Source organism: Mycolicibacterium cosmeticum (genome assembly GCF_000613185.1).
GTDB lineage: Bacteria > Actinomycetota > Actinomycetes > Mycobacteriales > Mycobacteriaceae > Mycobacterium > Mycobacterium cosmeticum.
In genome coordinates this window covers 1,808,570-1,831,072 of sequence record NZ_CCBB010000003.1, presented here as the reverse complement: position 1 = coordinate 1,831,072, position 22,503 = coordinate 1,808,570, and the positions used below count along the sequence as shown (strand labels likewise).

22 protein-coding genes are annotated in these 22,503 nt (G+C 68.9%); 11 read left to right on the top strand and 11 right to left on the bottom strand.

All coding sequences use genetic code 11. The features are described 5' to 3' along the window. Window positions 1–38 precede the first annotated feature (38 nt). Together BN977_RS28065 and BN977_RS28060 are read left to right on the top strand one after the other, a co-directional pair. Window positions 39–230: a DUF7455 domain-containing protein gene (locus BN977_RS28065; protein WP_024449764.1), complete on the top strand. Its 192-nt coding sequence runs from the start codon at window positions 39–41 to the stop codon at window positions 228–230. 17 nt (window positions 231–247) lie between these two features. Continuing rightward, entirely contained in the window at window positions 248–1,192 is a 945-nt protein-coding gene (locus BN977_RS28060; RefSeq protein ID WP_024449763.1) for a YihY/virulence factor BrkB family protein, read from the top strand. A 1-nt stretch (window position 1,193) separates the two neighbouring features. Here BN977_RS28060 and BN977_RS28055 read toward each other — a convergent pair whose 3' ends face one another. Further along, the gene (locus BN977_RS28055; RefSeq protein WP_024449762.1) at window positions 1,194–1,430 is read right to left on the bottom strand and encodes a DUF3039 domain-containing protein; all 237 of its coding nucleotides are present in this window, start codon (window positions 1,428–1,430) and stop codon (window positions 1,194–1,196) included. Window positions 1,431–1,485: 55 nt separating this feature from the next. On the opposite strand from BN977_RS28055, the gene BN977_RS28050 reads away from it, so the two are divergent. The 3 genes from BN977_RS28050 (at window position 1,486) to BN977_RS28040 (ending at window position 3,850) form a co-directional block, all read left to right on the top strand. Then, a complete protein-coding gene (locus BN977_RS28050) occupies window positions 1,486–1,875 on the top strand; it encodes a DUF3099 domain-containing protein (RefSeq protein WP_024449761.1) in 390 nt (129 codons plus the stop codon). A 181-nt stretch (window positions 1,876–2,056) separates the two neighbouring features. Next, a complete protein-coding gene (locus BN977_RS28045) occupies window positions 2,057–3,016 on the top strand; it encodes a sigma-70 family RNA polymerase sigma factor (RefSeq protein ID WP_024449760.1) in 960 nt (319 codons plus the stop codon). Window positions 3,017–3,151: 135 nt separating this feature from the next. Beyond that, the gene (locus BN977_RS28040) at window positions 3,152–3,850 is read left to right on the top strand and encodes an iron-dependent transcriptional repressor DtxR (RefSeq protein ID WP_024449759.1); all 699 of its coding nucleotides are present in this window, start codon (window positions 3,152–3,154) and stop codon (window positions 3,848–3,850) included. 7 nt (window positions 3,851–3,857) lie between these two features. Here the strand turns inward: BN977_RS28040 and BN977_RS28035 are convergent, their stop codons facing one another. Then, the gene (locus tag BN977_RS28035) at window positions 3,858–4,886 is read right to left on the bottom strand and encodes a DUF4192 domain-containing protein (RefSeq protein ID WP_036403186.1); all 1,029 of its coding nucleotides are present in this window, start codon (window positions 4,884–4,886) and stop codon (window positions 3,858–3,860) included. 162 nt (window positions 4,887–5,048) lie between these two features. On the opposite strand from BN977_RS28035, the gene sthA reads away from it, so the two are divergent. Then, entirely contained in the window at window positions 5,049–6,464 is a 1,416-nt protein-coding gene (sthA, locus tag BN977_RS28030) for a Si-specific NAD(P)(+) transhydrogenase (protein WP_036403183.1), read from the top strand. Here the strand turns inward: sthA and BN977_RS28025 are convergent. Further along, entirely contained in the window at window positions 6,461–7,228 is a 768-nt protein-coding gene (locus BN977_RS28025; RefSeq protein WP_036403180.1) for a trypsin-like serine peptidase, read from the bottom strand. The genes sthA and BN977_RS28025 overlap by 4 nt on opposite strands. 165 nt (window positions 7,229–7,393) lie before the next feature. On the opposite strand from BN977_RS28025, the gene BN977_RS28020 reads away from it, so the two are divergent. From BN977_RS28020 to BN977_RS28010, 3 genes are read left to right on the top strand one after another with little or no spacing between them, the layout of a single operon-like run. Further along, complete coding sequence (locus tag BN977_RS28020; protein ID WP_036404630.1) at window positions 7,394–8,395, top strand: proteasome assembly chaperone family protein; 1,002 nt, start codon at window positions 7,394–7,396, stop codon at window positions 8,393–8,395. A gap of 43 nt (window positions 8,396–8,438) precedes the next feature. Next, window positions 8,439–9,461 carry an alpha/beta fold hydrolase gene (locus tag BN977_RS28015; protein ID WP_024449754.1) on the top strand — a complete coding sequence of 341 codons (1,023 nt, stop codon included), beginning with the start codon at window positions 8,439–8,441 and terminating at the stop codon, window positions 9,459–9,461. Window positions 9,462–9,488: 27 nt separating this feature from the next. Beyond that, window positions 9,489–10,190 carry a PhzF family protein gene (locus BN977_RS28010; RefSeq protein WP_036403178.1) on the top strand — a complete coding sequence of 234 codons (702 nt, stop codon included), beginning with the start codon at window positions 9,489–9,491 and terminating at the stop codon, window positions 10,188–10,190. A gap of 16 nt (window positions 10,191–10,206) precedes the next feature. On the opposite strand, the gene nrdR is transcribed toward BN977_RS28010, so the two are convergent. Together nrdR and BN977_RS28000 are read right to left on the bottom strand one after the other, a co-directional pair. After that, window positions 10,207–10,671 (bottom strand): transcriptional regulator NrdR, encoded by a 465-nt coding sequence (nrdR, locus tag BN977_RS28005; RefSeq protein WP_024449752.1) that lies wholly within the window; start codon window positions 10,669–10,671, stop codon window positions 10,207–10,209. A gap of 74 nt (window positions 10,672–10,745) precedes the next feature. Then, window positions 10,746–11,288, bottom strand: a complete 543-nt coding sequence (locus tag BN977_RS28000; protein ID WP_234709679.1) for a LysM peptidoglycan-binding domain-containing protein — start codon at window positions 11,286–11,288, stop codon at window positions 10,746–10,748. Between the two features lie 248 nt (window positions 11,289–11,536). Here BN977_RS28000 and lexA point away from each other — a divergent pair, with 248 nt between their 5' ends. Beyond that, window positions 11,537–12,211: a transcriptional repressor LexA gene (lexA, locus tag BN977_RS27995; RefSeq protein WP_024449750.1), complete on the top strand. Its 675-nt coding sequence runs from the start codon at window positions 11,537–11,539 to the stop codon at window positions 12,209–12,211. 7 nt (window positions 12,212–12,218) lie between these two features. On the opposite strand, the gene BN977_RS27990 is transcribed toward lexA, so the two are convergent. Together BN977_RS27990 and BN977_RS27985 are read right to left on the bottom strand one after the other, a co-directional pair. Further along, window positions 12,219–14,327, bottom strand: a complete 2,109-nt coding sequence (locus BN977_RS27990) for an LGFP repeat-containing protein (protein WP_036403176.1) — start codon at window positions 14,325–14,327, stop codon at window positions 12,219–12,221. Between the two features lie 134 nt (window positions 14,328–14,461). Continuing rightward, window positions 14,462–15,619: an acyl-CoA dehydrogenase family protein gene (locus BN977_RS27985; RefSeq protein WP_024449748.1), complete on the bottom strand. Its 1,158-nt coding sequence runs from the start codon at window positions 15,617–15,619 to the stop codon at window positions 14,462–14,464. 97 nt (window positions 15,620–15,716) lie between these two features. Here BN977_RS27985 and BN977_RS27980 point away from each other — a divergent pair, with 97 nt between their 5' ends. Beyond that, the gene (locus BN977_RS27980) at window positions 15,717–17,999 is read left to right on the top strand and encodes a molybdopterin-dependent oxidoreductase (RefSeq protein ID WP_036403174.1); all 2,283 of its coding nucleotides are present in this window, start codon (window positions 15,717–15,719) and stop codon (window positions 17,997–17,999) included. Here BN977_RS27980 and BN977_RS27975 read toward each other — a convergent pair. The 4 genes from BN977_RS27975 to BN977_RS27960 are packed head-to-tail and all read right to left on the bottom strand — an operon-like array spanning window position 17,972 to window position 22,437. Continuing rightward, window positions 17,972–18,574, bottom strand: a complete 603-nt coding sequence (locus BN977_RS27975; protein ID WP_036403172.1) for a TetR/AcrR family transcriptional regulator — start codon at window positions 18,572–18,574, stop codon at window positions 17,972–17,974. The genes BN977_RS27980 and BN977_RS27975 overlap by 28 nt on opposite strands. 8 nt (window positions 18,575–18,582) lie before the next feature. After that, on the bottom strand, window positions 18,583–20,808 hold the full coding sequence (locus BN977_RS27970; RefSeq protein WP_036403170.1) for an acyl-CoA dehydrogenase family protein: 2,226 nt from the start codon (window positions 20,806–20,808) through the stop codon (window positions 18,583–18,585). A gap of 12 nt (window positions 20,809–20,820) precedes the next feature. Continuing rightward, window positions 20,821–21,231: a Zn-ribbon domain-containing OB-fold protein gene (locus tag BN977_RS27965; RefSeq protein ID WP_024449744.1), complete on the bottom strand. Its 411-nt coding sequence runs from the start codon at window positions 21,229–21,231 to the stop codon at window positions 20,821–20,823. After that, entirely contained in the window at window positions 21,232–22,437 is a 1,206-nt protein-coding gene (locus BN977_RS27960; RefSeq protein WP_024449743.1) for a thiolase family protein, read from the bottom strand. It abuts the gene before it with no gap. Between the last annotated feature and the right edge of the window lie 66 nt (window positions 22,438–22,503).

Below are 22,503 nucleotides of genomic sequence, written 5' to 3'. Positions count from 1 at the left end.
CAGTAGAAGCACGCATCAAGCTGAACGGAGGACGTGCCGTGAACGCAATCCTGACCAGTCCGGAACTGACCCGGGCCGATCGCTGCGACCGCTGCGGTGCGGCTGCGCAAGTGCGGGCCACCCTCCCGTCGGGCGCCGAACTCCTGTTCTGCCAGCACCACGCCAACGAGCACGAAGCCAAGCTGATCGAACTGGCCGCGGTGCTGGAGGTCAAGCCGGTCGACGCGTAGGGAATGCTGGACTGGTCATGAGCGACCAGCCCCCCGCAAGACCCACCCGCCACCACATCTGGCCCATCACCAAGCGCACGCTGTCCAAGGCGTGGGACGACTCGATTTTCTCCGAGGCCGCGCAAGCCGCCTTCTGGTGCGCGTTGTCCCTACCGCCGTTGCTCCTGGGCATGCTGGGCAGCCTGGCGTACCTGGCCCCACTGTTCGGACCGGACACCCTGCCGGCGATCGAGGAACAGCTGATCGGGACGTCGGGCCGGTTCTTCTCGCAGAACGTCGTCAACGAGATCATCGCGCCGACGATCTACGACATCGTCCGCGGTGCCCGCGGCGAGGTGGTGTCGCTCGGCTTCGTCATCTCGTTGTGGGCCGGCTCCTCGGCGATCTCGGCGTTCGTCGACTCGGTGGTCGAGGCGCACGACCAGACGCCGCTGCGCCATCCGGTGCGGCAGCGGTTCTACGCGCTGGGTCTGTACGTGGTGATGCTCGTGTGCGCGGTGCTGACCGCGCCGTTCATCGCGTTGGGGCCGCGCAAGATCTCCGAATCCATCCCGGAGAGCTGGGACAACGTGCTGCAGTACGGGTACTACCCGGTGCTGGTGATCGTGCTCGTGCTGGCGGTGACCGTGCTGTATCGGGTGTCGTTGCCGGCGCCGCTGCCCACCCATCGGTTGCTGGTGGGCGCGGTGCTGGCGACCGCGGTCTTCCTCATCGCGACGGTGGGCTTGCGCATCTACCTCACCTGGATCACCGCAACCGGCTACACCTACGGTGCGCTGGCCACCCCGATCGCGTTCCTGTTGTTCGCCTTCCTGCTCGGCTTCGCCATCATGATCGGCGCCGAGTTGAACGCGGCCGTGCAGGAGGAGTGGCCCGCGCCGGACACGCACGCGCGCCGGCTGCGGGAGTGGATCGAGGAACGCACCGACACCCGCAACGGCGCCGACGGCACTACTTCTTGAGCTACTTCTTGAGCTGTTCGTAGATCCGCTTGCAGTCCGGGCACACCGGCGAGCCGGGCTTGGCGGCCTTGGTCACCGGGAACACCTCACCGCACAGGGCCACGACATGCGTACCCATCACGGCACTTTCGGCGATCTTGTCCTTCTTGACGTAGTGGAAGACCTTGGGGGCATCGTCATCGGTCCCGTCGTCGACGCGTTCGTCGGTGTCCGGGCGTTCGATCGTCTGGGTCTGCATCCCCCTATTGTGCCCGGCCCGCGCGCCGGTCCGAAGATGTGGGACAGTGGAGATTATGAAACACGGCCCGGAGCTGAGTTTCGACGACGACGGTCGACCGATCCTGATCACCCGCGCCGCCCTGCCCTACGAAGAACAACACCGCGCCCGGATGCGCAAGTACTTCACCTTGATGGCGTTCCGCATCCCGGCCCTGGTGCTGGCGGCGGTCGCCTACGGCATCTGGCAGAACGGACTCATCTCGCTGGGCATCATCGTGCTGTCCATCCCGCTGCCGTGGATGGCCGTCCTGATCGCCAACGACCGCCCGCCGCGCAAGGCCACCGAGCCGCGCCGGTACGACTCGGCCGGCCCGCGCCGCACACCCCTGTTCCCCACCGCCGAGCGCCCGGCGCTCGAACCCGCGCGCCCCGTCGACCCGGGCGCCGGGACCGACGCATCCTGACCGCCGCGTTTCCCACCCGCGTTCCCACCTGAGTGCGGTTCTTTAGCACTTCTCAGGAGAATCTCAGGTCGTCGCGAAAAAACCGCAGGTCAGTAGGTGTGACATCGGGAACCAGTGGGAACTCTGAGCCCTGTACGGACGTTGAACGCAGTGACAGTTCCAGCCGATCAGGAGGCCGTAAATGGCGATCGCCAACGCAAGCCGTGTCGACAGCGATCTGGACGCTCAGAGCCCAGCCGCCGATCTTGTCCGTGTGTATCTCAACGGCATCGGTAAGACCGCGCTGCTGACCGCCGCGGACGAGGTCGAGTTGGCCAAGCGCATCGAGGCCGGGCTGTACGCCCAGCATCTGCTGGAGACCCGCAAGCGTCTCGGCGAGGCCCGGAAGAAGGACCTCGCGGCCGTGGTGCGCGACGGTGACTCCGCCCGCCGGCACCTGCTGGAAGCCAACCTGCGCCTGGTGGTGTCGCTGGCCAAGCGCTACACCGGCCGCGGCATGCCGCTGCTGGACCTGATCCAGGAGGGCAACCTGGGACTCATCCGGGCCATGGAGAAGTTCGACTACACCAAGGGCTTCAAGTTCTCGACCTACGCCACCTGGTGGATCCGTCAGGCCATCACCCGCGGCATGGCCGACCAGAGCCGCACCATCCGGCTGCCCGTGCATCTGGTCGAGCAGGTCAACAAGCTGGCCCGGATCAAGCGCGAGATGCACCAGAACCTCGGCCGGGAAGCCACCGACGAGGAACTGGCCGAAGAGTCGGGCATCCCGGTGGAGAAGATCAACGATCTGCTGGAGCACAGCCGCGACCCGGTGAGCCTGGACATGCCGGTCGGCACCGACGAGGAGGCCCCGCTGGGTGACTTCATCGAGGACGCCGAGGCGATGTCGGCGGAGAACGCGGTGATCTCCGAGCTGCTGCACACCGATATCCGGTACGTGCTGACCACGCTGGACGAACGCGAGCAGCAGGTCATCCGGCTGCGGTTCGGCCTGGACGACGGCCAGCCGCGCACCCTGGACCAGATCGGCAAGCTGTTCGGGCTGTCCCGCGAACGGGTCCGCCAGATCGAGCGCGAGGTGATGGCCAAGCTGCGCAACGGCGAACGCGCCGAACGGCTGCGGTCCTACGCCAGCTAGCGAAACCCCTTCCCGGTGATGCCCGTCGCGCCTTCGCGCGGCGGGCATCACATTGCGCCGGGAGGATGTTGCAGCCCTGTTCAAGCGCCCAGACCGGTAGACTCGACAATCGACGGAGGGCCTGGAAGGTAGCGCATGAACGATCTGATCGACACCACCGAGATGTACCTGCGGACCATCTACGACCTCGAGGAAGAGGGCGTGGTGCCGCTGCGTGCCCGGATCGCGGAACGTCTCGAGCAGAGTGGGCCCACCGTCAGCCAGACCGTGTCCCGGATGGAGCGCGACGGCCTGCTGCACGTGGCGGGCGATCGCCACCTGGAACTCACCGAGAAGGGCCGCTATCTGGCCATCTCCGTCATGCGCAAACACCGCCTGGCCGAACGGTTGCTGGTCGACGTGATCGGCCTGCCGTGGGAGGAAGTGCACGCCGAGGCCTGCCGGTGGGAGCACGTGATGAGCGAGGACGTGGAGCGCCGGCTGCTGCAGGTGCTCAACAACCCGACCACCTCGCCGTTCGGCAACCCCATCCCCGGGCTGTCCGAGCTGGGCTACGGCGAAACCGGCGCCAGTGAGGACGCGAACCTGGTGCGGCTCACCGAATTACCGTCCGGCTCGCCGGTCGCGGTGGTGGTGCGTCAACTGACCGAGCACGTCCAGGGCGATGTCGAACTGATCGGCCGGCTCAAGGATGCCGGCGTGGTGCCCAATGCCAGGGTCACCGTCCAGGTCAGCGACGAACCCGGCGGCGGTGTGCTGATCCTGATCCCGGGACATCAGGAGGTCGAACTGCCGCATCACATGGCGCACGCCGTCAAGGTCGAGAAGGCCTGACCCCGCATCACCCGGCGCGCTGCCCGAACGCGCGGCGCGGCGGCAGGCGCACCCCCAGCTGGGCGGCCGTCCGGTAACCGGTGAGTGCCAGCTCGCGGATCTGCCGTGGGTGCATCCCCGACTGCAACGCCTGGTCGAGCATGCCGGCCATCCGGTGCGCGGGCAGCTCGTCGAGCGCCGCTTCCAGCGCGATCCCGGCCAGCGGACCGTCGCCGCGGGCGTAGGCGGAAAACGCCAACAGCACCAACGCCTCGACCCGCCACGGATCGGGCAGGGTGCGGGCCAACACCGTCCACAGCGCTTCCGCGTCGGCGGCCCGCTCCCCGACCGCCAGCGCATACAGGGTGTCGCGCACCATCGGGTCGGTCAGCGCGCAGGCCAGCGCGACCACCTCCGCGTCCTGGGGGTCGCCGGCCTGCGCGGCCATCGTGAGCGCCCGCCGCACCGCGTCCGCCGCAGCGGCCGGCCCACTCGGCTGTTGGCACCGGGCAAGCCTGTCCCGCAACCGGTCTCGGCGGGCCTCGTCGACCACCCCGACGACCTGTTCCAGATCCTGGCGCCGCCGGTAGAGCCTGCGCCCCTCGAGCACCGCGGCCGCCGCCAGCGGTGAGGCGTCCGGATCGTCGATCAGCCCGCCGGCGCCGCAGCCGTCCGCGCAGGACCACCGCCCGCCCGGTGTCACCCGATCGACGACCAGGACGGCCAGCAGCAGGATGGCGTACTCGTCCAGCGACTCCGCCAGCCGGTCGGCGAGATCGAGGTGGTCGACACCGCAGGCATCGCCGTCGGTCCCGTCCTCGTCGACGATGACGGCGATCACGGCGTCCGGAGTGGACGCCGCGACCACCTGGGCGAGGTGCGCGGTGCCGGTCACCAGTGCGGCACTGAGATCCACACGCAGGACGGGGCCGATGTCACCGCGGTCCACGGTGACCAGGACCAGCGAGTGCTCGGGAACGAAGCCGAGCACCGCGGGCAGCGCCGCGATCAGCGCGGCCGGGCGGTCGAGATCGAAAAGGCGGGGTTGAGATGTCATGACCCCACCGTCACAGCCGGCACCGTCAGCCGGCGTCGCTGCGGCCGCCCGGCGCCGTGGATTGTGGATGAATCCGCAACTGTGCATCGATCGCGAGTTGTTAACCCGCAATTCGGCGTCGTCGGCGTGCGAGATCGGTGCAACCGGCGTAGGACTGCACACATGGGTTCCATGCAGGAGTACGACCTGGTCGTCATCGGTTCCGGTCCGGGCGGTCAGCGTGCGGCCATCGCCGCCGCCAAACTGGGGAAATCGGTGGCGGTCATCGAGCGCGGCATGATGCTCGGCGGCGTCTGCGTCAACACCGGCACGATCCCGTCCAAGACGCTGCGTGAGGCCGTCGTCTACCTCACCGGGATGAGCCAGCGTGAGCTCTACGGCGCCAGCTACCGGGTGAAGGAGAAGATCACCCCGGCCGACCTGTTGGCCCGCACCCAGCACGTGATCGGCAAGGAGATCGACGTGGTGCGCTCGCAGCTGATGCGCAACCGGGTCGAGCTCTACGTCGGGCACGGCCGGTTCGTGGACGACCACACCCTGCTGGTCGACGACCCCAGCCGAGCCGAGCGGATCACCATCCGCGGCGCCAACATCGTCATCGCCACCGGAACCAAACCGGCCCGGCCCAGCGGTGTCGAGTTCGACGAGAACCGGGTGCTCGACTCCGACGGCATCCTCGACCTCAAGGCCATCCCGACATCGATGGTGGTGGTCGGCGCCGGGGTGATCGGCATCGAGTACGCATCCATGTTCGCCGCGCTGGGCACCAAGGTGACGGTGGTGGAGAAGCGCGAGTCGATGCTGGAATTCTGCGATCCGGAGATCGTCGAGGCGCTGCGGTTCCACCTGCGCGACCTGGCCGTCACCTTCCGGTTCGGCGAGGAGGTGACCGCGGTCGATGTCGGGTCGGCCGGCACCGTGACCACGCTGGCCAGCGGTAAGCAGATCCCCGCCGAGACGGTGATGTACTCCGCCGGGCGGCAGGGGCAGACCGATCACCTGGACCTGGCCAACGCCGGTCTGGAGGCCGACAACCGGGGCCGCATCTTCGTCGACGACAACTTCGCCACCAAGGTCGAGCACATCTACGCCGTCGGCGACGTGATCGGGTTCCCCGCGCTGGCCGCCACCTCGATGGAGCAGGGCCGCCTGGCCGCCTACCACGCCTTCGGTGAGCCCACCAAGGGCATGATGGACCTGCAGCCGATCGGCATCTACTCGATCCCGGAGGTGTCCTATGTCGGTGCCACCGAGGTGGATCTGACCAAGGACGCCATCCCCTACGAGGTCGGTGTGTCGCGGTACCGCGAGCTGGCCCGCGGTCAGATCGCCGGCGACTCCTACGGCATGTTGAAACTGTTGGTGTCCACCGAGGATCTGCGCCTGCTCGGGGTGCACATCTTCGGCACCAACGCCACCGAGATGGTGCACATCGGGCAGGCCGTGATGGGCTGCGGCGGCACCGTCGAATACCTGGTCGACGCCGTGTTCAACTATCCGACGTTCTCCGAGGCCTACAAGGTGGCGGCGCTGGACGTGATGAACAAGCTGCGCGCGCTGAGCCAGTTCAAGCGTTAGCAGTCCAGCGCCGAGGAGTCCGGGGCCTGGTCGCCGGGGCCCTGTCCCTCCGCGCGGAGCAACAGTTCTTCGGCGGTGTGATCGAACGGCGGTGAATAGGACAGGTTTTCGGCGCACCCGCCCCCGTCGAGCCCGCCCGTCAAACCGGTGATGGTGGAACCGACCAGCCACGGCGAGCCGCTGGTGCCGTCCACCAGACCACCGCACCGCAACAACGGGTAGCCCGCCTTGGTGGTGCTGGTGGGGGCGTGACAGCCGATCGGCCCGCCGCCCACGCCCATCGGATAACCGGTGACCGCGACATCGGTGCCCGGGGCCGGTGCCGTCCCCAGCCGGAAGCCACCTCCGACCGCGGCCGCCACCGACCCGCCGCCGTCCCGGCTGACCCGCGCGACGGCGAAGTCGGCGCGGGGGTTCTGGTTCGCGCTCCACCGTGGGTCCAGATAGATGGTGTCGAGGTGCCACAGCTGGTCCGGGTCGGTGGTGCCGGCGAACCCGGCCGCGAACGTCGCGTCCGGGCCCCCGTCCAGGCAGTGCGCCGCCGTCAGGATCAGGTCACCGGCCGGCGAGTCCAGCACCGCCGCGGTGCAGGCGTGCAGATCACCGCCCCCGACGAAGAGGGCGCCGATCCGGCGGTCGGGAACGACCGGGACGGCCTCGGGCGTGCTGGCCTCGACGGTGGCGAAGCGACGGGCCTGCGGCGCGGCCGCGCAGCCGGCGACCAGCGCACCGGCCAGCGCCACCGCCGTTACCCACATCGTCATTCGCACGTCATGATCCTGCCCGACAAACCTGGTGAAAGCGCTGGGAGAACATCCGGCGGGGGCATCGAGAGGGCATCGAGAGGGCGTCGAGGGGGCATAGCCGGGGGCCGCACGCTGTTTGAAGGACAAAATACGAGACAATCTGGTGAAGAGGAGGTGAAGCACATGGTCGATCAATCAGGTCACCCGGAACCGCACTATCAACCCGACCAGACGGGCATGTACGAGCTGGAGTTCCCGGCCCCGCAACTGTCCGCGTCGGACGGGCGCGGTCCGGTGCTGATCCATGCGCTGGAGGGGTTCTCGGACGCGGGGCACGCCGTCCGGCTGGCCGCCCAGCACCTGAAGGACACGCTCGACACCGAACTGGTGGCTTCGTTCGCGATCGACGAACTGCTCGACTACCGGTCGCGGCGACCGCTGATGACCTTCAAGACCGATCACTTCACCAGCTACGACCAGCCCGAACTGAACCTGTACGCGCTTCGCGACAGCACCGGCACCCCGTTTCTGCTGTTGGCCGGGTTGGAGCCGGACCTGCGCTGGGAACGCTTCATCACGGCGGTGCGGCTGTTGGCCGAACGGCTCGGCGTCCGTCAGGTGATCGGGCTGGGCACCATCCCGATGGCGGTGCCGCACACCCGGCCGGTGACGCTCACCGCGCATTCGACCAACAAGGAACTCATCAGCGAGTACACCCCGTGGGTCGGCGAGGTCCAGGTGCCGGCGAGCGTGTCGAACCTGCTGGAGTTCCGGATGGGCCAGCACGGCCACGACGCGCTGGGCTTCACCGTGCATGTGCCGCACTACCTGGCGCAAACTCCCTATCCGCCGGCCGCGGAGACCCTGCTGACCGAGGTCGCCCGCTGCGCCGGACTGCAGATCCCCCTCGATGCGCTCGGCGAAGCCGCCGCTGAGGTGCACACCAAGATCAACGAGCAGGTGGCCGCGAGCGCCGAGGTCGCTCAGGTGGTGACGGCATTGGAGCGCCAGTACGATGCATTCGTCGCCGCTCAGGAAAACCGGTCGTTGTTAGCCCGCGACGAGGATCTGCCCAGCGGCGACGAGTTGGGTGCGGAGTTCGAGCGGTTCCTGGCACAGCAGGCGAACGACAAGTTCAGAGAAGGCTTCTCCGACGGGTTCCCTGACAATCAGGACGACAGCTAGCCGATACCGGTTCGGCATCGAGGTCGGGAAGGACATGGCGGAGATGACCGAACGGAAAACCAAGCTTCGGCCGGTGCGGGAGACCACGCCCACCCTGCAGTTCCGCACCATCCACGGTTACCGCCGCGCGTTCCGGATCTGCGGGTCCGGACCGGCGATCCTGCTGATCCACGGCATCGGTGACAACTCGACGACCTGGCACACCGTGCAGGCCGCCCTCGCGCAGCGGTTCACCGTGATCGCGCCGGATCTGCTGGGCCACGGTCAGTCCGACAAGCCGCGGGCGGATTACTCGGTTGCCGCGTACGCCAACGGGATGCGCGATCTGTTGTCGGTGCTCGATGTCGACCGCGTCACGGTGGTGGGTCACTCGCTGGGCGGCGGCGTGGCGATGCAGTTCGCCTACCAGTTCCCGCAGTTGGTCGACCGGCTGGTGCTGGTGGGCTCCGGCGGGGTCACCAAGGACGTGAACATCGCCCTTCGGATCGCGTCGCTGCCGATGGGCAGCGAGGCCTTGGCCCTGTTGCGGTTGCCGTTGGTGTTGCCCGCCCTGCAGGCGGCCGGGCGGATCGGCGGGACGCTGTTCGGTTCGACCGGGGTGGGACGCGACCTACCGGATGTGTTGCGGGTGCTCAACGACCTGCCCGAGCCCACCGCGTCGTCGGCGTTCGCGCGGACCTTGCGGGCGGTGGTGGACTGGCGCGGCCAGGTGGTCACCATGCTGGATCGATGTTATTTGACCGAATCGGTTCCGGTTCAGCTCGTTTGGGGCAAGCACGATTCGGTGATCCCGGTCAGCCATGCCCACCTGGCCCATTCGGCCATGCCCGGATCACAGTTGGACATCTTCGACGGGTCCGGGCATTTTCCGTTCCACGACGATCCCGACCGGTTCGTCGCGATCGTCGAGCGCTTCATCGACTCGACCCAGCCGGCCCGCTATGACCAGGACTTGCTGCGCGAATTGTTGCGTTCGGGCATCAGCGAGAAGGCGATCAGCGGGCCGCTGGACACCCGGGTGGCGGTGCTCGACGCGATCGGCGGGGACGAGCGAAGCGCCACCTGACGCGCGATCACGCCTACGATCGGGTGCATGGCGGTCGACGTGAGCGTGCTGCGAGTGTTCACCAATCCCGAAGGCGAGTTCGGCAATCCGCTCGGCGTGGTCGACGCCGCGGCCGTCGACCCGGCCGACCGGCAGCGGGTGGCCACCGAATTGGGCTACAGCGAAACAATTTTCATCGACGTGCCCGCCCCGGGCGCGACGACGGCGAGCGCGCACATCTTCACCCCCGCCGTCGAACTCCCGTTCGCCGGGCATCCGACCGTCGGCGCGGCGTGGTGGCTGCGCGCACGCGGCATCCCGGTCCGGACCCTGCAGGTGCCGGCCGGGCTGGTGCAGGTCGAGTACCGCACCGACGACGCCGGCGCGGACCTCACCGTGATCAGCGCGCGGGCCGAATGGGCGCCCGAGTTCGCGATCTACGACCTGGCGTCGGTCGACGACGTGCTGGCGGCCGACCCGGCCGACTACACCGGCGATGCCGAGCACTACATCTGGGCGTGGACCGACGCCGCGCCCGGCGAGCTGCGGTCGCGGATGTTCGCCCCGAATCTGGGCATCGTCGAGGATGAGGCGACCGGCGCGGCGGCGGTCCGCATGACCGACTATCTCAGCCGGGATCTGCACATCATCCAGGGCAAGGGGTCACTGATCGACACCTGGTGGGATCCGCAGGGCTGGGTGAAGGTCGGCGGGCGCGTCGTGCACGACGGCAATACGCTGCTGGACTGACGGAACAGGTGGATGGTCAGCCGGGGCTGCTCACCCGGCGGTGAGCGCGCAGTTCGGCGATCTCGCGCTCGAAGTCTTCGGCCGAGCTGAACGACCGGTATACCGAGGCGAACCTCAGGTAGGCCACCTCGTCGAGCTCGCGTAGCGGTCCGAGGATGGCCAGTCCGACCTCGTGGCTGGGAATTTCGGGTGAGCCCGCGGCCCGGACGGCGTCCTCCACCTGTTGGGCCAGCAGATTGAGTGCGTCGTCGTCGACCTGGCGGCCCTGGCAGGCGCGGCGCACGCCCTTGATGACCTTCTCGCGGCTGAACGGTTCGGTGACCCCGCTGCGTTTCACCACGGCCAGCACGGCGGTCTCCACGGTGGTGAAGCGGCGGCCGCATTCCGGGCACGAACGCCGGCGGCGGATGGCCTGGCCCTCGTCGGTCTCACGGGAATCGACGACACGGGAATCCGGGTGGCGGCAGAACGGACAGTGCATCACCGCTCCTTCGCCGTGCCGCATGTCGACCAGATCGAACGCCTCCGAGCCTACCTGCACCACGCTCGGGCAGCTCAGCCGATCGGCGCAATGAGGGTCTGGCCGGCCAGCACCGAGCTCGAGTCCAGCTTGTTGAGCTCCTTGATGCGGTCCACCACGGAGTTCACCGGCGCGTCGGGCGCCACCCGCTGCGCGACGTGCTGCAGCGTCTCCCCTGCCTCGACCTGGACGACCGAGAGCCGGGTGGGCACCTGCACCGCGGTGTCGCCGACGCCGCCACCCACCTGGGCGACCAGACCCAGCCATACCGTGATCGCCGCGGCGATCAATGCCAGCACCACCGTGGTGACCGGGGTGATCGGGCGTCGGCGGCGCGACGCCCGCGACATCAGCACGCCGGTGCCCCGGTAACCGAACGCCGCCCCTGCCGGCCGACGCACCTGGGGCCGGCGGCGGCGCACGACGACGTCACGCGGCAGCGGCCACACCTCGGCTGGGGCGGGCCGGCGGACCGCCACCCGGGCCCGGCCGAACTCACGGTCCTCGAACGCAGAATCGAAGCGGGGATCGAACGCATCATCGAATTCGGTGCCGAATCGGGTGTCCATGACGGTCATCGTTTCGCCTTTCCTGGGGTTTCCTGCCGGTCGTTCGCTCTTGTGTTCGAAGATAGTCGATCAGGTGTTCGATCGGTAGAACATGTGATCGAACTGTTGCAAACGATAAAGGCACCCACCGACAAGTCTGAGATGTCACACAGGTCGCACAGGTCACTTCAGCAACAAGGGCCACAGACCGGCGCCGATGCCGACACGCCTCGAACACATGTTTGATTAATGTAGGCGGTGCGACTAGATTCGGCGCCATGAGCGAGCACACCGACACCCCTGAACCGCGGTCGGGCCTCACCGAGCGGCAGCGCACGATCCTCGAGGTCATCCGCGCGTCGGTCACCAGTCGCGGGTATCCGCCCAGCATCCGCGAGATCGGGGACGCGGTCGGTCTGACGTCCACGTCATCGGTGGCACACCAGCTGCGCACCCTGGAACGCAAGGGCTACCTGCGCCGCGATCCCAACCGCCCGCGCGCGGTGGACGTCCGCGGCGCCGACGACGCGGTGACCCCGATCGTTGCCACCGATGTCGCCGGTTCCGATGCCCTGCCCGAGCCCACCTTCGTGCCGGTGTTGGGCCGGATCGCGGCCGGCGGGCCGATCCTGGCCGAGGAGGCCGTCGAGGATGTCTTCCCGCTGCCGCGCGAACTGGTCGGCGAGGGCTCGCTGTTCCTGCTGAAGGTGGTCGGCGAGTCGATGGTGGACGCCGCCATCTGCGACGGCGACTGGGTGGTGGTCCGGCAACAGAACGTCGCCGACAACGGCGATATCGTCGCAGCCATGATCGACGGTGAGGCCACCGTCAAGACCTTCAAGCGGACGCGCGGTCAGGTCTGGCTGATGCCGCACAACCCGGCGTTCGACCCCATCCCCGGCAACGACGCGGTCGTGCTGGGCAAGGTTGTGACCGTCATCCGCAAGATCTGACGGGCCCTCAGTCGGCCCGGACGAATCCGTTCGTCACGGCGAATTCCTCACTGGCGAACCAGATCTCGGCCGGCGTCTGGTCGTAACCGGGCGTTCCCGGAGTCCAGTACAGGCCGGTGCCGGTATCGGCCTTGACCAGGTAGCCGTCGGGTGCGCGGAACGGATCACTGCCGGCCGGCCGCACCGAGGTGCGCGCCGGGTCCGGCTCCTCGATCTGGATGGCCGCGTGCCGCCCGCTGGGGAAATCGGGTTCATAGGTGGAGCGCGGAATGGGCGGCAGACCCCCCACCAGGCTCACTCCCGTCGTCGGCGGTTCGCTGTCGGTGTCGGCCGCCGGTTCTGCGGTGGGTTCTGCGGCGGCTTCCTCCGGGGCCTCGGCCGGGACGTCGGATTCGATACGCGTCGGCGCCGTGTCGACGAAGTCGGCGTCATCGCCATCGTCGTCGGTGTCGGGGGCGTCGGGGGCGTCTCCGGCTCGGGGCACCGACAGCGCCCACGGGCTCTGCGGCGAATATCCACCGGGTTCCTGGCCGAAGCCGGCCGGGCCGCTCTCGTAGTCGTCGGGCTCGTGCGAGTCGTAGCCGGCCTCATCGAACCCAGCCTCATCGAACCCGGCCTCATCGAATCCGGCCGGGTCGCGACCGGCCCTGTCGAAATCGGCCTGGTCATATCCGGCACCGTCATAACCGGCGTGCTCGTAACCCTCGTGGTAACCGGACTCGTACTCGTCGTAGTGCTCGCCGGCGAACTGGTCGGCGCGGGAACGCCGATTGCGCAGCACCGCCACCACGATCAGGCCGATCAACGCCAGCAGCGGGATCAGGCCCAGCAGCCACCACCAGCTCCACGTGTACCACTTGTTGCCGTTGTCACCGGTGGGCTCGGCGGCCGGTGCCTTCGGCGCATCCGCGCCGGGCACCTCGAGTCCGGCCAGCTGCGACTGCAGGTTCGCGGGTTCGGTGGTGAAGGTGTGCGTCGCCCGATTCCAGGAGATGCTGCCGCCGCTGAACTGCTGGCTGATGACGTCACCGTTCTCGGTTTGGTCGCTCTTGGGGGCGCCCAATTCGCCGGTCGCCCCGCCGAGTTTCTGCCAGGCGGCGTTCATCGCCCCGCGCACGATCACCGCACCGAAGTCGGGCGTCCAGAAGATGACGGGTTGGTCCGCGGCGGCGAAGGGCACGAAACGGCTGGCCGGCGCCAGTCCCCCGTCGGCCTCGCTGGCCGTCGGGAATCCCAGGTCGCCGGTCGGGCCACCGACGCTCTCGTATTTGGCCAGCACCTGCCCGGTCACCACATTGGCACCGGTGGCCGGGCTGTAGAAGATCTTGCCGCCGGCGAAGTTCTGGCCGACGCCGTCGGAGCCGATCGCGTACTGCCCGCCGTCCGGGGCACCCAGCGGGCCGAGCGCACCACCGGCCGCGCGGCGCGCCGCGGCGATCTCCGAGGTGGCGTCCGAGGGCACCTCCAGCCCGGCCAGCTGGTCGGCCAGCTCGGGCGGGGTGGTGGTGAACTGCTTGGTCTTCCGGTTCCACGACACCTCGCCACCGGTGAACTGCTGGGAGATCACGTCGCCGCGCGAGGTCTCGTCCCCGGACGGCACCCCGAGCACCGCGGCCGAACCGCCGAGCTTGTCCCATGCGGCGTTGATCGGCCCGCGCACCACCCGCGCCCCGTTGTCCGGGGTCCAGAAGATGACCGGGTTGTCCGCCGCGCTGAACGTGGAGTTGCGGCTGTCGGGTGCGCGGCCGGGTCCCTCGTCGATGGTCGGGAAACCCAGATCGCTGTCGGCCGGCCCGCCGAGGGACTGGTACTTGTCCAGGATCGCGCCCGTCATGATGTGCGCACCCGTCTCCGGGGTGAAGAAGATCTTGCCGCCGGCAAAGTTCTGCCCGAAGCCCGCGCCGACCGCGTAGACGCCGCCATCCTTGGCGCCCAGCGGACCGGTGTCACCACCGGCGCCGTCCCACGCTGCGCTGATCGCCGCATCCGCGTCACTCTCGGGTGTGGCGAAAGCGGGTGCCGCGTACAGCACCATGGCTGCCACCAGCACCGGCCCCGCCAACCCCAGCAACGCACGCCCGGCGGCGGTGCGCAGCCGGGTTCGCTGCCTGGTCATCAGTCCTCCCGATCTCGTGCAAACCCCACGAAAGTATCGCTTTCGTCAACTCTGCGTCAGCGGGACGCCATCTCGTGGGATATCGCGACCTGTACCGGAAGCGTGTCGGACGGCCGCGCGCCGCCCGGGGGCCGTCAAACGCCCAGGCCCCGGCCGATGATCTCTTTCATGATTTCGGTGGTGCCGCCGTAGATGGTCTGGATGCGGGAGTCCAGGAAGGCCTTGGCGATGGGGTACTCGCGCATGTACCCGTAGCCCCCGTGCAGCTGCAGGCAGCGGTCGACCAGGCGCACCTGCGCCTCGGTGGAGTACCACTTGGCCATCGCCGCCTGGTCCACGGTCAACTTGCGGTCCAGATGCAGCCGGATGAACTCGTCGACCATGATCCGCACCGCGGTGGCCTCGGTGGCCAGCTCGGCCAGCACGAAGCGGCTGTTCTGGAAGCTGCCGATCGGCTTGCCGAACGCCTTGCGCTCCTTGGTGTACTGCAGCGTGGCTTCCAGCGTCGACTCCATCGCCGCGGCGGCCATCACCGCGATACTGATCCGCTCCTGGGGCAGGTTCTGCATCAGGTAGATGAAGCCCATCCCCTCCTGGCCGAGTAGGTTCTCGGCGGGCACCACCACATCGGTGAACGACAGCTCGGCGGTGTCCTGCGCCTCCAGTCCGATCTTGTCCAGATGCCGGCCCCGCTCGAAGCCGGCCATGCCGCGCTCGACGACCAGCAGGCTGAACCCCTGGGCACCCTTGTCCGGGTCGGTGCATGCCACCACGATCACCAGATCGGCGTGGATCCCGTTGGTGATGAACGTCTTCGATCCGTTGAGGACGTAGTGGTCGCCCTGCTTCACCGCGCGGGTCTTGATGCCCTGCAGGTCGCTGCCGGTGCCGGGTTCGGTCATTGCGATCGCCGCGATCAATTCCCCGCTGCAGAATCCGGGCAACCAGCGCTTCTTCTGCTCGTCGGTCGCCAGCTCCAGCAGGTACGGCGCGATGACGTCGTTCTGCAGGGTGAAGCCAAGGCCGCTGTGCCGTCCCGCGGTCGTCTCCTCGGTGACGACGACGTTGTAGCGGAAGTCGGGGTTGCCGCCACCGCCGTACTCCTCGGGCACGGCCATCCCGAGAAAGCCCTGCTTACCGGCCTCGCGCCAGACCTCCCGGTCGACGATCTTGGCCTTCTCCCACTCCTCCTGGAACGGCGTGGCATGCCGCTCGAGGAACGCGCGGTAGGACTCGCGGAACAGGTCGTGCTCCGGTTCGAACAGCGTGCGCTCGAACTTGATGACGCCCATGGTGTGACCTCCGGTACTGGGATGTGCGGTGTGGCGCCCAACATATACCAACCAGATGGTTGGTCGACCGGTCAGGGCATCCCCCTAGGATTGGTGCGTGTCCCGCGCCAGCCTCGCCCACTGGGGTGCCTTCACCGCAGTGGTGAGCGACGGCGATATCACCGCCGTGACACCGCGCGCCGGTGACGCCGACCCGTCACCGCTGCTGGCCAACCTGCCGGGCTCGCTGCGGCACCGGGCGCGCATCACCGGACCGGCCGTGCGCCGTGGCTGGTTGCGCGACGGACCCGGTCCCAGCACCACGCGCGGCGCCGACGAGTTCGTCGCGGTGTCCTGGGCCGAGCTCACCGAGCTGCTGGCCGCCGAACTGCGCCGGGTCATCGACAGCCACGGCAACGAAGCGATCTACGGCGGGTCCTACGGCTGGGCCAGCGCCGGGCGGTTCCACCACGCCCAGAGCCAGGTGCACCGATTCCTCAAACTGCTCGGCGGCTACACCTCGTCGCGGCACTCGTACAGCCTGGGCGCCACCGGCGCCATCATGCCCCGGGTGGTCGGCACCCATGACGACCTGTTCAAGCGCTCCACCCACTGGGACGTCATCGTCGAACACACCGATCTGCTGGTGTGCTTCGGCGGGATCGCGCTGAAGAACACCGGCATCAACCACGGCGGCACCACGGCACACCCGGCGCGCGACGCCCTACACCGGTTCCGGGCCCGCGGCGGGCGCATCGTGTCGTTCTCACCGCTGCGCGACGACATCGAGGGCGAGTGCGTCTGGCACGCACCGGTACCCGGCACCGATGTGGCGATCATGCTGGCGCTGGCCCATGTGCTGGCCACCGAGGGCCTGGCCGACCGCGGCTTCCTGGACACCCACTGCGTCGGCTACGACCGGTTCGAGCGCTATCTGTTGGGCACCGACGACGGCGTGCCGAAGTCACCGGCGTGGGCGTCGGCCATCAGCGGTATCGCCGCGCAGGACATCACCGCGCTGGCCCGCCGGATGGCCGCCAGTCGCACCCTGGTCACCGTCAGCTGGTCGCTGCAGCGCATCCGGCACGGCGAGCAGGCGCCCTGGATGGGGCTGACCCTGGCCGCGATGCTGGGCCAAATCGGGCTGCCCGGAGGCGGATTCGGGCACGGATACGGGTCGATGAACGAACCCGGCCTGGCCCCACTGCGGGTGCGGCTGCCCGCGCTGCCGCAGGGCCACAACCCGGTGTCGACGTTCATCCCGGTCGCAGCGATCAGCGATATGCTGCTGCACCCCGGCGAAGACTACGACTACAACGGGCTGCGACTGACCTACCCCGACATCCGGTTGGTGTACTGGGCCGGCGGCAATCCGTTCCACCACCACCAGAACATCCCGCGGCTGCGCCGAGCCCTGGCCCGGCCGGACACCATCGTCGTGCACGACCCGTACTGGACCGCGATGGCCAAACACGCCGACATCGTGGTGCCCTCGACCACGGCCTACGAGCGCGACGACTTCTCGGGCTCGCGCAACGACCCGCTGCTGGTGGCGATGCCCGCCCTGGCCCGCCCGCACGCCCAGTCCCGCGACGACTACGCCACCTTCGCCGCGGTGGCCGGCCGGCTCGGTATCGGCGACGCCTTCACCGAGGGCCGCACGGCCCGCCAATGGCTGGTGCACCTGTACGAAAAGTGGGCGGCCGGACTGGATTTCGCGGTACCGTCGTTCGACCAGTTCTGGGCCGACGGCTCGCTGCGCCTGCCCACCGAGCCGGGCCTGACCCTGCTGTCGGACTTCCGGGCCGACCCGCACACACACCGGCTCAACACCCCGAGCGGACGCATCGAGATCTTCTCGGCCGATATCGACGGTTTCGGCTACGCCGACTGCATCGGCCACCCGGCCTGGTTCGAGCCGGCCGAATGGCTCGGCGGCCCGCGGGCGGCCGCCTTCCCCCTGCATCTGCTGGCCAACCAGCCGGCGTCGCGGCTGCACAGCCAGCTCGACACCGGTGCGCTCAGCCAGCAGTCGAAAGTGGCCGGCCGCGAACCGATCCGGATGCACCCGGACGACGCCGCCGAACGCGGGCTGGCCGACGGGGACGTGGTGCGGGTGTTCAACGACCGCGGCGCCTGCCTGGCCGGGGTGGTGACCGATGCCGGCCTGCGCGCCAAGGTGGTGCAGCTGTCGACGGGCGCCTGGTTCGATCCGCTGGACCCCGCCGACCCGGATTCCCTGTGCGTGCACGGCAATCCGAACGTGTTGACCGACGATGTCGGCACCTCGGCGCTGGCCCGGGGCTGCACCGGGGCACATGTGCTGGTGCAGGTGGAGAAGTTCACCGGGCCGCTGCCGCCGGTGCGGGCTCATCAGCCTCCGGTGTTCGCCGAGCGCTGATCCGCGGGCAGGCGCGACGCCACCAGGTCGATGAACGCGTCGGCCACCCGGTAAGCGTCCCCGATCGGGTACCCGTTGTGGATCGCGCCGGACAGCATCGTGCTGATGATGCCCCACATCATGATCGCGGTGTCGACGGACTCCTGGTGCCCCAGCGCGGCGAAGTCGGCGGCCAGGGTGCGCTGCGCGGTCTCGGCGAACTGCCGCATCAGGGGCGCGGCGTTGGCATCGGTGGTGTGCTGCAACAGCATGCACACCTTGAAGAAGGCCGGCCAGCGCTCGAAACTGGTGATGATGCCGCGCACCTTCTCACGCACCCGGCGTTCGGCCGGGCGGGTGTCCTCGGTCGCGTCGGCGAACACCGGCTGTGCCCACTCCATCAGCACGGCGGCGTAGACATGCTCCTTGGAGCTGAAATAGCGGTACAGCGTGCCCAGCGCCACGTCGGCCTTCTCGGCCACGTCGCGCATCTGGATCTGCTCGTACTCGTGCTCCTTGAGCGCCGCCGTCGCCGCGGCCACGATCTGCGACCGGCGCGCCTGTTTGTAGCCCGGCAGGTCCGTGCTCACGGTCATCTCCAGACTCAATTCCTCGGCAGTCCCAGGATCATCGTCGCGATGATATTCAGCTGGATCTCGACGGTGCCACCCCCGATCACCTCGGCGGGCATCATCAGGCTGTGCGCGACGGCCGACTGTTCGGCACCCCCCACCATCGCCGCGCGGCCGCTGAAGGCCAGCGCGTCGGCGGTGACCCGGCGCACGATCTGCGCGGTGGCCACCTTGCCGACGCTGGAGGCCGGCCCCGGACCGTGGCCGGCCAGCCGGTTGAGCGTGTCCCGGACCGCAAGGGCGGCAATCGCATTCGAGGCCGCCCTGACCTCACCGAGCGCCCGGCGGACCATGGTCACCTCTGCCGCCTCGCCGGCGCGACTCGCCAGCGCGCGCAGCTCACTCTCCTTGTCCAGCTTGATATAGGCGCCGATGGCCACTCTTTCGTTCGCCATGGTGGACAGCGCGTGCGACCAGCCGTCGGTCGGCTCGCCCACCAGCATGGCGTCCGGGACGAACACGTCGTCGAAGAACACCTCGTTGAAGTGCTCGTCCCCGCTGGCGGTGCGCAACGGCCGCACCCGGATACCGGGGGTGCTCATGTCGACGAGAAAGTAGCCGATTCCCCTGTGTTTCTTGGCATCCGGATCGGTGCGCGCCAACAGTGCACCCCAGTCGGCGCGTTGCGCCGACGAGGTCCACACCTTCTGGCCGTTCACCAACCAGCCACCGTCGACCTTGGTCGCCCTGGTGGACAGCGACGCGAGGTCCGAACCGGCCCCCGGCTCGGAGAACAACTGGCACCAGCCGAGCTCGCCGCGCAACGTCGGTGCGGCGAATTGCGCGCGCTGCGCCTCGGTTCCGGCGGCCAACACGGTGGGCAGGATCCACTCCGCGATGCCCAGTGACGGCCGCACCAGATGCGGACGCTTCTCGAATTCCTCGTCGATGATCAGTTGCCGGGCCGGGGTGGCATCCAGCCCCCACGGCCCGGGCAGGTGCGGCGCGATCAGGCCGGCGCCGGCCAGAGCGGTGCGCTGCGGTCCCGTCCAGAACTCCGCGTGGTCGGGGTTCTGCCGGCCGGGGGTGTCGTTGCGCAGCAGCGCCGCCCGGTCCAGCGCCGCGGCGACGGTGGCCCGGAAATCCGGTTCGACATCGGCGATCTCGATGGTGAAGTCGCGGCCCGGCGCCACCGGATCGCCCAGGGTGTGCGCCCATTCGGTGCCCGACCCGGCCGCCGCCAGGCTGATCGCGCGTTTCCAATAGAGGTGCAGATCGTGTTCCCAGGTGTAGCCGATGGCGCCGAACATGGTGAGCGCGTCGACCACCAGCTCGGGCAGCCGGCCCACCGCCACGATGGCCGCACCGGCGACCGCGATCTGGTGCTGCGGGACGGACTGGTCGGCGGCCCGCACCGCGTCCCATGCCGCGGCCGCGGCCAGCTCGCTGTTGATGAACAGCAGGGCGGCCTTGTGCTGCAACGCCTGGAACGACCCGATCGGCCTGCCGAACTGTTCGCGCACCTTCAGGTAGGCCACCACGTTGTCCACGCACCAGCGCGCGATACCGGCCGCCTCGGCCGCCAGCATGCTCACCGCCAGGCAACGGGCCCGCACCGCGTCGACACCGCGCAGCACGTCACCGTCGGACACCGGTACGTCGTCGACGTGCAGCACGCCGACATCGCGGGTCAGGTCGGTGGGCGTCTGTTGGTGCACCCGCACCCCGGACATGGTGGGGTGCACGGTAATCCAGAGCACCTCACCGGCTTCGGTGGCGGCGCTGACCAGGATGCGCTCGGCCCCGCACACCCCGATCTCCGGACCGGTCGTGCCGGACACCCGCCAGCCGTCGCCGGCCGCGGTGGCGCGCAGTTGCCCGGCCTGCGGCAGGATCACCGCCGCGGTGCGCCCGGCCACGATGTCGTCGAGCACGGCGCGTGCCGCCGGACCTGGGTCGGCCGCGGCGACCGCACCGGCGACGACGGTGGGCAGCAGGGGTCCGGGCAGAAGACCGTACCCGGCCGCCTCGACGACGCAGGCGGCCTCGGCCAGCCCACCGCCCTGTCCCCCGATCCGCTCCGGCAGGTGCACCGCGTGCAGGCCCTGATCCACCAGTGCGCCCCAGAAGCCGGGCCGGCGGCCGGCGGCCAGATCGTCGAATTGCGCCCGGGTGAGGTCCAGGCCACCGTGCCGGGCGGCGAAACCCGCCATCGTATCGGCGATCTGGACCTGCTCATCGGTCAGGGCCAAGGCCACGAAAAGTCCTTCCTAGCGGGCCGCGGTGTAGTGCAACAGCGTGACGTCGGGCAGGTCGGTGAACACCGGCGCCACCGGCATGCCCACCCGTAACCCGTCGGCATCGACGCCGACCAGTTCGGTGGCCAGCCGCGGACCTTCCTGCCACTGCACGACGGCGAGCAGGTGCGGCACCGCGTCGGCGAACTGCGGGGCCACCGGCCGCTGGGCGACGGCGAAGCTGACCAACGTTGCGGCACCGGAGATCCGGCGCCATTCCAGGTCGTCGGCCAGCGTGCCCGGCGCGAGCACCCGCGGGTAGAACACGTACACCCCGGCCGACGGCGAGAATTGGATCCAGATCTCGTGGCGGCGCAACCCGTCCCAGAACGGCGCCGAGGTCGGGGTGGGCAGGGGTAGCGGTCTGCTCATCGGGGTGGTCATCTAGTCGCCCTCCAGCACGAGTGCTTCCTGTTCGCTGAGCACACCGCCGTTGCCGGAGACGAAAGCGCGGTGACAATCGGACACCTGGGTCTCCCCCGCCCGGCCCATGAGCTGGCGGGTGGCATCGCAGATGTGGTGCATCCCACCGGCATTGCCGGGCTGGCCGTAGCCCAGTTGGCCGCCGGCGGTGTTCATCGGGAAGTCACCGCGGAAGGTGAGGTCGTGGTCGGTGACGAACTGCATGCCCTTGCCCTTCTCGCAGAACCCGGCGTCCTCGAGGGTGAGCAGCGCGGTGATGGTGTAGCAGTCGTAGATCGACACCATGTCCATATCGGCGGGCGTCAGCCCGGCCATGCCGAATGCCGAGCCGGCGACCGTGATCATCGGCGTCTGCAGCGGGTCGGCCGCGTACACCGGCGACTTGTAGGGCACGCGTTCGCCGAAACCCTTGACCCACACCGGCCGGTTCCGGCTCGTGCGAGCCAGTTCGGCGTTCGTGATCAGCACCGCCGACCCGCCCATGCACGGCATGACGATCTCCAGCATGTGCAGCGGTGAGGCGATGACGGGGCTGTCCAGCACGTCGGCGATGGTCAGCGGTTTGTCCCTGAACACCGCGCCGGGGGTGTGATTGGCGTTGACCCGCTGATCGACGACGATCTTGGCCATCGCCGCCTCGTCGTAACCGTATGCGGCGGCGTACATCTGGGCGACCTGGGCGTACGGCCCGTTCTGGCCGAGGTAGCCGTACGGGATCTCGAATTCGGCCTGGGGCGAACCGTACCGGAAGCTGGACGCACCGAAATACAGGGCGTCGCCCGGGTCGTACGGCCGCTGCTCGGACATCGGGGTCAGGTAGTTGGCCGGAATGGCGCACAGCACCGCCCGGCAGATGCCCAACTCGATGGCCGCCGCAGCGCGCCACACCATGGCCGCCCCGGACGCCCCACCGAGGTCGACGATCTCGGCGAAGTTGACCGCCAGCCCCAGATACTCGGCGACGGTGGACGGGACGAACAGCTGGGATTCCATCACCCCGCAGGTGACCAGCCCGTCGACCTGATCGGCGGACAGGCCCGCGTCGGCGATCGCCGCGGCGGCCAGCCGGGCCCACTGTTCGATGATGAACTCCGGCTTGCCGGACGGCTTTCGGGTGGCCGGCAGTTCGTGAAAGCCGACGATCGCGGCCTCACCCCGCAGTCCCATCCGGCGCTCCCTTCGTCGACCGGATCGACAATATTAGAATCAGATTCTACTTTCAATTCCGGCCTG

Bases quoted from the DNA above. Each gene is read 5' to 3' on its own strand.
- BN977_RS28035 (WP_036403186.1), bottom strand. From the start codon at position 4,886: ATGACATCTCAACCCCGCCTTTTCGATCTCGACCGCCCGGCCGCGCTG.
- BN977_RS28020 (WP_036404630.1), top strand. From the start codon at position 7,394: ATGGTCGATCAATCAGGTCACCCGGAACCGCACTATCAACCCGACCAG.
- BN977_RS27985 (WP_024449748.1), bottom strand. From the start codon at position 15,619: ATGGGCGTCATCAAGTTCGAGCGCACGCTGTTCGAACCGGAGCACGAC.
- BN977_RS27975 (WP_036403172.1), bottom strand. From the start codon at position 18,574: ATGACCGTGAGCACGGACCTGCCGGGCTACAAACAGGCGCGCCGGTCG.
- BN977_RS27960 (WP_024449743.1), bottom strand. From the start codon at position 22,437: ATGGGACTGCGGGGTGAGGCCGCGATCGTCGGCTTTCACGAACTGCCG.
- nrdR (WP_024449752.1), bottom strand. From the start codon at position 10,671: ATGCACTGTCCGTTCTGCCGCCACCCGGATTCCCGTGTCGTCGATTCC.
- BN977_RS28000 (WP_234709679.1), bottom strand. From the start codon at position 11,288: ATGACCGTCATGGACACCCGATTCGGCACCGAATTCGATGATGCGTTC.
- BN977_RS27990 (WP_036403176.1), bottom strand. From the start codon at position 14,327: ATGACCAGGCAGCGAACCCGGCTGCGCACCGCCGCCGGGCGTGCGTTG.
- BN977_RS28045 (WP_024449760.1), top strand. From the start codon at position 2,057: ATGGCGATCGCCAACGCAAGCCGTGTCGACAGCGATCTGGACGCTCAG.
- BN977_RS28040 (WP_024449759.1), top strand. From the start codon at position 3,152: ATGAACGATCTGATCGACACCACCGAGATGTACCTGCGGACCATCTAC.
- sthA (WP_036403183.1), top strand. From the start codon at position 5,049: ATGGGTTCCATGCAGGAGTACGACCTGGTCGTCATCGGTTCCGGTCCG.
- BN977_RS28015 (WP_024449754.1), top strand. From the start codon at position 8,439: ATGACCGAACGGAAAACCAAGCTTCGGCCGGTGCGGGAGACCACGCCC.
- BN977_RS28060 (WP_024449763.1), top strand. From the start codon at position 248: ATGAGCGACCAGCCCCCCGCAAGACCCACCCGCCACCACATCTGGCCC.
- BN977_RS28050 (WP_024449761.1), top strand. From the start codon at position 1,486: ATGAAACACGGCCCGGAGCTGAGTTTCGACGACGACGGTCGACCGATC.
- BN977_RS28010 (WP_036403178.1), top strand. From the start codon at position 9,489: ATGGCGGTCGACGTGAGCGTGCTGCGAGTGTTCACCAATCCCGAAGGC.
- BN977_RS28055 (WP_024449762.1), bottom strand. From the start codon at position 1,430: ATGCAGACCCAGACGATCGAACGCCCGGACACCGACGAACGCGTCGAC.
- lexA (WP_024449750.1), top strand. From the start codon at position 11,537: ATGAGCGAGCACACCGACACCCCTGAACCGCGGTCGGGCCTCACCGAG.
- BN977_RS27965 (WP_024449744.1), bottom strand. From the start codon at position 21,231: ATGACCACCCCGATGAGCAGACCGCTACCCCTGCCCACCCCGACCTCG.
- BN977_RS28025 (WP_036403180.1), bottom strand. From the start codon at position 7,228: ATGACGATGTGGGTAACGGCGGTGGCGCTGGCCGGTGCGCTGGTCGCC.